At 50.9% G+C, this 10,840-nt stretch carries 9 protein-coding genes and 1 pseudogene; 3 read left to right on the top strand and 7 right to left on the bottom strand.

Translation table 11 applies throughout. The annotated features are described in order from the left end of the window. Nucleotides 1-64 precede the first annotated feature (64 nt). The 6 genes from QZ323_RS13855 to QZ323_RS13830 all read right to left on the bottom strand — a co-directional run bounded on the left by QZ323_RS13855 (nucleotide 65) and on the right by QZ323_RS13830 (nucleotide 7,181). Nucleotides 65-274, bottom strand: coding sequence for a hypothetical protein (locus QZ323_RS13855; protein WP_294635293.1), 210 nt, complete (start codon nucleotides 272-274; stop codon nucleotides 65-67). Nucleotides 275-561: 287 nt separating this feature from the next. Beyond that, on the bottom strand, nucleotides 562-1,002 hold the full coding sequence (locus QZ323_RS13850) for a DUF6078 family protein (RefSeq protein WP_294635292.1): 441 nt from the start codon (nucleotides 1,000-1,002) through the stop codon (nucleotides 562-564). 344 nt (nucleotides 1,003-1,346) lie between these two features. Beyond that, complete coding sequence (locus tag QZ323_RS13845; protein WP_294635291.1) at nucleotides 1,347-3,017, bottom strand: formate--tetrahydrofolate ligase; 1,671 nt, start codon at nucleotides 3,015-3,017, stop codon at nucleotides 1,347-1,349. A 102-nt stretch (nucleotides 3,018-3,119) separates the two neighbouring features. Further along, complete coding sequence (locus QZ323_RS13840; RefSeq protein WP_294635290.1) at nucleotides 3,120-3,419, bottom strand: hypothetical protein; 300 nt, start codon at nucleotides 3,417-3,419, stop codon at nucleotides 3,120-3,122. Nucleotides 3,420-3,694: 275 nt separating this feature from the next. Beyond that, entirely contained in the window at nucleotides 3,695-4,849 is a 1,155-nt protein-coding gene (gene fucO, locus QZ323_RS13835) for a lactaldehyde reductase (protein WP_294635289.1), read from the bottom strand. Between the two features lie 184 nt (nucleotides 4,850-5,033). Beyond that, a complete protein-coding gene (locus QZ323_RS13830) occupies nucleotides 5,034-7,181 on the bottom strand; it encodes an outer membrane beta-barrel family protein (RefSeq protein ID WP_294635288.1) in 2,148 nt (715 codons plus the stop codon). A gap of 172 nt (nucleotides 7,182-7,353) precedes the next feature. Here QZ323_RS13830 and QZ323_RS13825 point away from each other — a divergent pair, with 172 nt between their 5' ends. From QZ323_RS13825 to QZ323_RS13815, 3 genes are all read left to right on the top strand, one after another. After that, complete coding sequence (locus QZ323_RS13825; protein WP_294635287.1) at nucleotides 7,354-8,832, top strand: HAMP domain-containing sensor histidine kinase; 1,479 nt, start codon at nucleotides 7,354-7,356, stop codon at nucleotides 8,830-8,832. 165 nt (nucleotides 8,833-8,997) lie between these two features. Further along, a complete protein-coding gene (locus tag QZ323_RS13820) occupies nucleotides 8,998-9,693 on the top strand; it encodes a response regulator transcription factor (protein WP_294635286.1) in 696 nt (231 codons plus the stop codon). A 103-nt stretch (nucleotides 9,694-9,796) separates the two neighbouring features. Further along, a complete protein-coding gene (locus QZ323_RS13815) occupies nucleotides 9,797-10,342 on the top strand; it encodes an occludin (protein WP_294635285.1) in 546 nt (181 codons plus the stop codon). Nucleotides 10,343-10,617: 275 nt separating this feature from the next. Here QZ323_RS13815 and QZ323_RS13810 read toward each other — a convergent pair. Next, nucleotides 10,618-10,791: pseudogene (locus tag QZ323_RS13810) on the bottom strand (HRDC domain-containing protein); the annotation flags it as partial. Nucleotides 10,792-10,840: the final 49 nt, after the last annotated feature.

The following is a 10,840-nucleotide window of genomic DNA, read 5'->3' as shown; positions in this document are numbered from 1 at the left end:
TTTTCGGCGAAAAAACAAGTAATTTTTTGAGCCTTCTATCTTTTAAGCCATAAAAGATTGATAGTCAATTAGTATAATATGCTGCATCGTAAATATCCAACCTTTCTTTTGCTTTCATGGAAGAAAATGTTTCCAGATACTTAGAACCGAAGATAAGTGCGTTCTCCAGTTTCAGACAATCCAAGAATTGATTCATGTTCCCACGGGCTATTTTCTTCTCTATTTCCACCCCATGGGTAATCAGAGACAGTAATTCATCATAATTTTCATCCATATGTCAAAAGTTGAAATATTAAATGCCATTATGTGTTTGTGCCTGCATATATCCATATCCAACGAACAACATCTTATTTGTTGACACAAGTTCGTCCAAACACATTATGCCAAAACTCTTTTATCCTTTTACTCTTGACCAGTACCCTTTTTAGTGTATATTATCTGGTACTGGAGTTTCAGTCAACTGATACTGGAATACCTCATGACTTCGACTACCTTTGAAGTCATATTCACTTTTTATTGTTATCATTTCAAGGTATAAATTGCTTCAAGATATAAATTGCTTCAGGGTATCCAGTTGATGGATTCGACATACTCGTCAAACTCCATAGGTTGGATTACTCCGGCCTTTTCAAGAGCTATTTGGATGACCTCTTGTTCTTCGGGAGAGAGGACAATCTCTCCGCGCCTTCGTTTGAAGTATTGATTGCGTCCGAAATGGCAGATGAGCAATGTCATGAACTTATCATACTGGTCGGGGTACATCTGCTTCTTGAAGTTCACGAATCCCTTGGCAAACCTCACGGGACGGTTGCTCACATAGTGTGGACAATCTGCCTGTTTGCTGCATTTCGAGGGATTAATCAGTTTCAGATATGTGTCCAACTCCGCATGTCGGCGATAAGCTATCTGCCGCAGACACGTATCAGCCATCGGACAGTCGGTATGGAGGCAGAGCGGATAGCCTGCTGGTATGTCCTTGTATATCTTCGTTGTCTTCTTCATTACGATACTCTGAGTTCTTCAATCCGTTCATTGAGGAATATTCAATTGAGGAATATTCATCGGATAGTGCATTCCGGATTTTTACTAATTTTCCACCCTATTTTTACTAAGAGCCTGTTTAAATTCTGTTCAGCCTTCTTTTGAGAGTTCTTTTTGAGGATGTTTTTCTGTTTTTATGAGGAGCATAGCGGGCTATGTGACGAATAAAAACAGAAAAACAGACCGAAAAGAAACTCTAAAGAAGCCCAAAAGAAGCTGAATAAATAACTTTTTGAAGAAAATTTAAACAAGCTCTAATAATCCGATGAAAAATTAGTAAAAATTTTCCGGACAGATTAAGAGCCTTAACTCAGCCCCTCTATCTTTCCATCCACGACATCGATATGCATTGCTTGCGGCTCTTTTGGAAGTCCGGGCATGCGGAGAATCTCTCCGGCAATGGCAACGATCATCTCCGCACCATTATTGATGACTATATCTTTGATGTGGAACTCAAAATTGTCAACTGCGCCATATATCTTCGGATCAGCGGAGAAAGAGTATTGCGTCTTGGCTATGCAAACCGGATAATGACTGATGCCCATTTGCTCAATCAGCTTGATGATTTTACGTGAATGGGTACTGTAAGTCACGACACTGGCGCCATAGAGATTGCAGGCTACTTTTTCGATCTTACGTTCTACACTGTCCGCGTCATTGTATGTGAAGTTCAACGGTTCGGAGGGCTGGTGTTCGATAGTGTCTACTACCAGGTTGGCAAGCTCCATAGCTCCCTCGCCTCCTTCGGCAAAAGCATTGTTGACAGCAAAGCCTACACCCAGTTTCTCCTCACAATGACGACGGATGGCTTCCACCTCTTCGTCTGTGTCCGCCGCAAAACGGTTGAAAGCAACGACCACCGTCTGACCGAACGAACGCAGATTACGCACGTGTTTATCCAGATTGCCGAATCCATGTTGCAAGCCTTCCATATCAGGTTCCTTAATACGGTCGAGACTGACGCCGCCGTGCATCTTCAATCCTTGGGCTGTGGCAACAATCACCGTCAGGCGAGGTTGCAGACCACTCTTGCGGCACTTGATGTTATAGAATTTCTCCGCACCAAGGTCAGCACCGAAACCTGCTTCCGTCACAACATAATCGCCGAAAGTCATCGCCAGCTTTGTCGCAAGGATGGAGTTGCAACCATGGGCGATATTAGCAAACGGACCTCCATGAACAAAGGCAGCAGTTCCTTCGGTGGTTTGCACCAGATTGGGGTTGATGGCATCTTTCAGCAATACGGCAATGGCACCGGCCACTCCTAATTCCTTTACCGTGAAGGGCTGGCCATCAAAGCGGAAACCTAAAATGATGTTCTCAATCCGACGTTTAAGGTCTTCCATATCCTTTGCCAGGCAAAGAATCGCCATAATCTCGGAGGCAGGAGTGATATCGAAACCTGATTCTTCGGTGATACCGTTGGTGCTGGGACCCAAACCTGTCACGATACTACGCAGAGAGCGGTCGTTCACATCGAGCACACGACGCCAGATAACTTCTTTTAGTCCGAAGCCATCCGACTGGTGCTGATACAAATAATTATCGAGCAAGGCGGATATCATGTTATGTGCCGATGTGACGGCGTGAAAGTCTCCCGTGAAATGCAGGTTTATCTTCTCCATAGGAAGCACCTGGGCATATCCGCCACCTGCGGCACCACCTTTCATCCCGAAGCAGGGACCCAGCGAAGGTTCACGCAGGGCGACAATGGCCTTCTTACCGATCTTGTTCAGTCCCAACGCCAGACCGATGGATACGGTGGTCTTACCTATACCAGCCTTGGTGGCAGTGATTGCCGTGACCAGTATCAGGTTACTCTTTTTTACTTTCTCTTCATCAATCAGATGAGTAGGGATTTTGGCTATATACCGTCCGTAGTTCTCTACTTCTTCACGTGGGATGCCTACACTTTCGGCTACCTGTTTAATCTTTTTCAGCTCTACGTCGCGAGCGATTTCAATGTCTGATTTCATACAGCATATTCCTTTCTTTGTAATAACTTTCTTTTTATAAGGTTGCAAAAGTACGAAAAACGACGCAGATAGCAAGATAAAAAAGGTAAAGGAGAGATTATCTTATTCAATGCTCAGGGCGATGCCTTCCAAACGGTCTGCATTCGGGGCTTCCGATTCCACCATGTCAAAAGCACGCGCACCGGCAGGCAATGGGGCGAAATAGAGCGTGTAGTCGGCTTCGCCACTCTCCGGCACATAGAATTTCTCGCCTAAGGAGATGCCTTCCGACCGAAGCACAGGGCATACAGTTCCGTCGTCTGCTACCAGCCGGATGCCTTTGTCTATCCGTATCCAGTATTTCGGGATATAATTGACATGAATCCGTAGAACCGTAGCAGTATCAAGAATGCGTCCTTCCAACCTTTCTTCGTATCGCTGCTCAGACTGATTATGGTCAGGCGGTCCTTATACTTCTCAGCCACTTCCTTCATCTCGGGCAGTGTCATGATGCATGGTCCGCAACCACGGCTCCAAGTCGAGCAGGATATTTATGACGTTGGTATCAATGCGGATGCTGATTTCGTCTCCTGCTTTCCGCAGCTGCTGAGCGAGTCAACACAATACAAGATGCCCGCGAAAACGAGACAGCCTGAACTGCTCTTTCCGCGGGCATCACGACAAAGAGATATCTTCTTTTAAAGTGCTTTCTTATACAATTCCAGAATAATGTCTTTCGTTACCTCACGAGGGTTACCCGGAGTGCAGACATCGGCAATAGCGGCAGTAGCCAGTTTGTCGAGGTCGCTCTCCTTGATGCCCAGTTCTGAAAGGTATTGCGGTATGCCTACCCTTACAGCCAAGGCTCTCACTGCATCTACGGCGGCACGGGCAGCCTCTTCTTTGCTCATTCCTTCCCGATAGACATTCATTGCCTTGGAGATTTCCACATATTTATCAAGGGCAGCGGGTGCATTAAATTCCATCACGATGGGCAACAAGAGCGCATTCGCCACACCATGAGGTATGTCGAAGATGGCTCCCAACGGGTGTGCCATACCATGAACGACGCCCAAGCCTACGTTTGAGAATGCCATACCGGCAATATACTGTGCCACTGCCATACCGTTGCGGGCTTCGGCATTGGTCGGTTCAAACACTGCCGTCTCCAAATAACGGGTGATCATTTCGATGGCTTTGATTTCGAACATGTCGCTCATTTCCCACGCACCTTTGGTGATCAGGCCTTCGATGGCATGCGTCAGGGCATCCAGTCCGGTAGAGGCTGTCAGGCCTTTGGGCAGGGTGTACATCAGTTCGGCGTCTACGATGGCAATGGCAGGGATATCGTTCGGGTCCACACATACCATCTTCTTTTCGTTCGCTTCGTCGGTGATCACGTAGTTGATGGTCACTTCGGCTGCCGTACCGGCAGTAGTGGGCAGAGCAATGATGGGGACAGATTTCTTCTTCGTAGGAGCCACGCCTTCCAGAGAAACGACGTCGCTGAACTCGGGATTGTTAGTGATGATGCCGATGGCTTTCGATGTGTCGATGGAAGAGCCACCGCCGATGGCAAGGATGAAGTCGGCACCGGACTCGGCAAAGGCCTTCACGCCGGCATTCACATTGCTGACTGTCGGGTTGGGCTTGATGTCACTGAACACGGTGTATGGAATACCTGCCTTGTCCAATACGGACAATACTTTGTCGGCCACGCCGAACTTGATCAGGTCTTTGTCGGTTGATACAAACGCTTTATGCAATCCAAGACGTTTAATCTCCTGTGGGAGCACTTCGCGGGCACCCGGTCCGAAGTAGGATACTTCGTTCAAAACAAATCTGTTAATCATAATACATTCATTTAAGCTCCGCCCTCCTTTGGCAGGAACGGGCGGAAGGTTGATATTTCTTTTTGTTTTGACAAAGTTAGGAAAGATCGGGGAGATAAGACAGTCTATTCTGATGTTTATCGTATGCGATATGCTCTTATGAAGCAGATGCCGGGGCGGCAAGAGGACGTCTGCCGCCGGGACGTCACTTGAAACGCGAAGTGTCTACCCCTGCCCGCTTCTTCTCTTTGTAGCCGCCAAACTTGTACGCGACCGAAACGCCGGCTTCGCGGAAGCAGCCATAACTGTTCGTCACGTGCTGTGTGGCGAAGCGGATGCGGGGACTGATCTGTCCTGTCTCAAAGATATCGTCGCAGTAGAGGGTGAGGACTGCCTTGCCGCGGGCGAAACCGTAGCGCAAGGCGGCATTCACATAACCCGACGCAGGCAAATCGTAGATGCCTTGCGTGGCTTTGCTGCGCACCATTCCGGTCAGGGTCAGCTTCAGATCCGGTTTCTTCGAGAGGGTGATGCTGTTAGTCAGCATGGCAATGCCGTAACAGATACTCCGGTCGAAGGGGAGGTCCCAGAAATCATCGTCTTTCTCCCGATGCCACACTCCGACCAGCGTAAGCCGCGAGTCCAGCCAGTGCTTTATGCCGAACGGGACGGATGCTTGCACTCCTGCCTGCTGCTGGAAGTTGAAGTTAAGGTATTTGTAGATCTCCACCAGCCGCTCCTGAGATTGGTAGAGGGTCTGGGTAGAGTAGTCCTTGATGTAAGAGAACCATGCGCTGAAGATATACCTGCCCTTCAGAATGTGCGTCAGTTGGAGCTGATACTCCTGTGCCGGTTTCAGCGAGGGATTCCCACGGACTTCGGAATATCCGCCGCCCAGGTAGGAGACGGCATCCTGCACTGCCCAATAGTCGGGGTATACTTTGTCGCTGCTCAAGGCAAGTTGCCAGACCAGTCCGGGAGCGGGAGTATAACTAAGGTTGAGGGTCGGATAGACATCCCACTGGTTCCATGCCGGCGTGCGGTAATGTTCTGCGGCAAGCGAAGCGTCCAGAGAGAGCTTGTCACCGAAACTCTTGCTGAATCCGGCATAGAGATTCAGGGTCTGCTCGCGACGACGCGACTGCATGTCGGCGGGAATTGCGGTGCGGCGCACGGCGGCGGTGTGTGTATCATAATAGAACTGGTAGCTATGGTCGATGCTTGTGGTATAGACTGCACCGTAGTTCATCTCCCAGCCGCGCCCCAAGTCGTGCTCTTGGGCAAGGAAGAACTTCCAGCGGTTGATGCGTTGGCAATCTTCGGTGCGGAAAGCAAGTTCCTCGCCTTGCAGGATGCTGTGCAGCTGTTGGCTGGAGGGAGAGCGGTAGTACGTCATTTCGGCTCCGGCTTTCAGTCCGAAGGGAGTGCGATAGTCCAGCCGGGCATTGTGCAGCCAGTCGCGGCTGCGGCTACGGGTGTCGGACCGTTGGGTGCCGAAGATGTCCATCAGGCTGTGGTAGGTCGAGTAGTTTCCGTTATAGACCAGACTCAGCTGATGCGCTTGGCTCCAGTTGTAGTCCGCTCCGGCGCGGAAGCTGTGGGTGTGCGAACGGCTCCGCCCCGCCTCGTCGGTGGTGATGTGGTGGGTGGAACCGTCTGTCTGGGCGTGCAGGGCGTCCTTGTCGGTCAGGGTATATCCCCTGCCGTGGGTGTGTGAGTAAAGAAAATCTGCCGAGAATTTCTTCCGGTTATAAATCAGGCTGACGCGCTCGCTGAAGCCTTCGTAGTGCTTCTGACGATACTTGCCGTAGGCTTCTCCCTGCAAGGAAGAGGGGGCGTCGGTGTTTGGTTTCAAGGTGAGGTTGATCAATGCCCCGCGCACCTGATAGCGCGCCGGAGCGCTGTACATGACTTCGGCATTCGCGATGCGTCCAGCGGGGATGCTTTTCAGCAGGGCGTAGAGTTGCTCGGTGGTCAGGGTGGTCACTTTGCCGTCCAGCACTACAGTCACACTTTGTCCGGCAAGCATCAGCCGCCCTTCCATCTCGGTCACGCCCGGCAGTTCCTTTACGGCATCGTAGGCGTTATCCACGTGCCGACTGCCGATCAGGCGGGGCAGGTCGTAGACCAGTTTGCCTTGTTCTGCCTTCACGATGGGGCGCTGCCCGGTAATCATGATTTCAGGAAGGGATTGATAGATACTGTCCAAACGGGTGTCGGCAGCGACCAGGCTGTCGGCACTGAGAGTCCGCTCGCCGGAAGCGCAGGCGCTTTCGGGAGTTCCCTGTGCAGAAAGGCTTGCACTCAGCAGGCAGAACGACAGGGGAAGAAGGGATTTGCATTTCTGTTTCATATTCATAAAATCAATAATCAGACGGTGCAAAGAAAGGGCTATTCCTCCGGATTTCAGGTTACCGGCAACTTACATAGTCTTATTTACTGTTATCGGAACTGTTATTTAGTCTTATCCGGTGTCCTGACTGGCGGTATCTTTCTTATCTTTGCCAGCATAAATCAGAGAAAACATGAAATTGCCATTCAGACTTATCGCCACGTTGGTCCTTATCTCCCTGACGGGCACCTTTGCCTATCAGGCTTACTGGCTCACAGGCTTATACGGCACCATGACGCACGAAATGGAGAAAAACATCCACGAGGCAATGCGCATGAGCGACTACCGCGAGATGATGCTCCGCATCAAGAAGATGCAACGGGAGAACGGGCAGCACGGTTCCGTCGAGGTGCAGGCGGGCTACGAAGCGGGCAGTGAGAATCCGGTGGTGAGCAGGGACATCAAGGATGACGAAGGAAACAGACTCCGGAAAGACACGCTGGCACCGGAGGAGTCGAGCGCCATGCTACGCAGCGACAACGGGCTGGCACTAATCTTACACGACCAAGGAAGCACGCAAGCACTGGCAGGATTCATCCAAAGAGGAATACACTCCGGCATCGACCTCTTCTCTTCGCCCGACATTACCGTCTACGACAGCCTGCTGACCCTCCAATTGCAGGAGTACGGCATCCGTCTCCCCCACCACCTGGAGTACTTCCGTACGCACACTACACCGGACTCGTCGCAGGTCTTTGTCGATACCTTGGGCAGGGTGCAGTCCGCAGGGTATCTGCCCAGCAAGAAGGCGGTGCGCTACGACTATACGCTCAACATGAGCCTCAGCGAAACCTACCGTCTGACGATGGAACCTGTAGACGGGCTGATACTGAAACAAATGGGCGGCATCCTTGCCACGTCCCTCGTCATACTGCTCATATTGGGCTTCACCTTCGGGTATCTCGTCCGTACCATCCTGCGGCAAAAGACGCTGGAGGAGATGAAAAGCGACTTTACCAACAACATCACCCACGAACTGAAGACGCCCATCGCCGTAGCGTATGCCGCCAACGACGCATTGCTCCACTTCGGGCTTGCGGAGGACAGGCAGCAGAGGGAGAAATACCTGGGCATCTGCCAGGAACAGCTGCAACGGCTGGGCGGGCTGGTCGAGCAGATCCTCTCCATGAGCATGGAACGGCGCAAGTCGTTCCGCCTCCATCCGGAACGTATCTGCCTGAAGACCCTCTTCCCCACCCTCATCGAACAGCACCGGCTGAAAGCGGGAAAGCCCGTGGAGGTCGCGCTCGACATCGAACCGGAAGAGCTGGTCCTCACCGCCGACCGCATCCACCTCAGCAACATCCTGAGCAACCTGATGGACAACGCCATCAAATACTCTCCCGCAAAAGCCGAAATCGGCATCCGCTGCCGGAAGACGGAAAGCGGACAGGTGGAAATAGCCGTCAACGACCACGGAACGGGTATTCCTGCGGACAAACTGCCGCACGTGTTCGACAAGTTCTACCGGGTGCCGACGGGAAACGTACACAATACGAAGGGATATGGTCTGGGGCTTTTCTACGTGAAAACCATGACGGAGAAGCATAATGGCAACGTGAGTGTGAAGAGCGAACCGGGGAAAGGAAGTACATTTACGATACGAATCTGAATGACAAGGATTGCTGCAGAAAATGGTATGGCTTATTGCGATAGAGAACATGGCTCGTTTTGAAACAAAACATGGCTTGTTTTAAAGCAAAACACGGCTTGTTTCAAAATACCGCATTATTCGTTGCAAAACGCGGCATATCTTGTCAGAAAAAATAATAAAGGAATGGAGAAAATCAACGTATTGCTGGTTGAGGACGAAGGAACCCTCGCCATGATTATCAAAGAGACACTGGAGAGCCAGGACTTCGTCATCCACACCGCCAACGACGGCATGGAAGGATTGCGCCGCTTCTTCGACCTGCGCCCCGACGTAGTAGTGGCAGACGTCATGATGCCGCATCTGGATGGTTTCGAGATGGTACGCCGCATCCGTCAGACGGACAGAAAGACGCCGGTACTCTTCCTCACCGCCCGCTCCGCCATCCATGATGTGGTGGAGGGCTTCGAACTGGGCGCCAACGACTATCTGAAGAAACCCTTCGGCATGCAGGAACTGATCGTGCGCATCAAGGCACTCGTCGGCAGGGCCTTCCGCTTCGACGAGGCTCCCCAACCGGAAAAGACCCGCTTCGAGATAGGTGACTACCGCTTCAACGCCGTCACGCAGCAGCTCTCGCATGCCGGAACAGAGACGGAACTCTCCCACCGCGAAGCTGAAATACTGAAACGGCTGTGCGAAAACCGTAATCAAGTGGTCAGCTCGCAAAGCATCCTGCTCGACCTTTGGGGCGATGACAGTTTCTTCAACTCCCGCAGCCTGCACGTCTTCATCACCAAGCTGCGCCACAAACTTGCGAAAGACGGACGCATACGCATCGTCAACGTACGCGGAATAGGATATAAACTGATTGTCAACTGACAGCCACGTGCACGACTGACCCGTGGGACAGAAATTTCCTTTCCTATTTCCATATTTCCCGCATATTCCGTATATTCGCCATTGATTATAAAAACATTCGACGATGAAACGGATCAGCCTAATCATACTCCTTTGCCTCCTTGCCATGCAGGCAGGCGCTCAAAACGAAACGACCGCCGACACCATCCGCAGCATAGACCTGTCGGGCGTGAAAGATTTCGACGGTTTTCTCTTGGACATGAACCTGATGAAGACGGCGGCACCCCAAATGCCTAAGTTCAACTTAGAGGTTCCGGATGCCAGCAAGGATTATAGTTTCCTGTTCCGCCTGAATCCCGACGTAAGCTATTCGCAGGGATATTCCAACCTGTTCAGTTTGGGTAGCTCCACGGTGTACGGCGCCAACCCTTTCGGACTGACCGGCTTCGGGGCGTCTACACAGAACCTGCAGATGGGAAGTTTCAGGCTAAAGAACGGAATGCGACTCAATACGTACGGAGAGTATAACAAAGACGGGTGGAAAGTTCCCAACCCCTCCGCCTTGCCGTGGGAACGGAACAACTTCAAGGGGGCTTTCGAACTGAAATCTGCCAACGGCTCATTCGGCATAAGAATAGAAGTGCAACACGGAAAAAACGGACCTTATTAAAAAAAATCCGTCTCGCGAGAGGAATAAATTCGTCCCGTGAGACGGATTTTTTCAGCTCGTGAGACGAAAAAATTCACTCCATGAGACGAAATTTTTCACTTCATGGGACGAAAATATCCGTTCCGCGAGAGGAAATTATCTATCCCACAAGATACGCGTTTTCTTTCATGGGAAAGGGGTATCAGGAAGGGAAGGGAACCATTCGGGAGGCATCGGCCGGTGCCCAGTCTCGCATAAGCAAAACGATGGGCTTTCAGCTTCTAAAGAGACGGGACTTAATCCTCCGACGATACTTCTCCTATTCCGCTCTCCGTTCTGTACTTCCGCACGATATCCAGCAGTTCATCGCCGTATTTCTCTACTCCCTTCTTACCGAAATAGGGTATGCGGAGAAGCGCCTCTTTGCTTTTCGGCAACAGATTGGTTATGCCTAAAACCGCCTTTTCCTGACTTTATCACTTTTTTAAAATTTTCTCATGAACCTGCCCTATAGATATC

Origin of the sequence: uncultured Bacteroides sp., assembly GCF_910585845.1 — a bacterium.
Taxonomy (GTDB): Bacteria; Bacteroidota; Bacteroidia; order Bacteroidales; family Bacteroidaceae; genus Bacteroides.
Note: the sequence above shows the minus strand (reverse complement) of the source record. Positions and strands in the feature narration are given on the sequence as shown.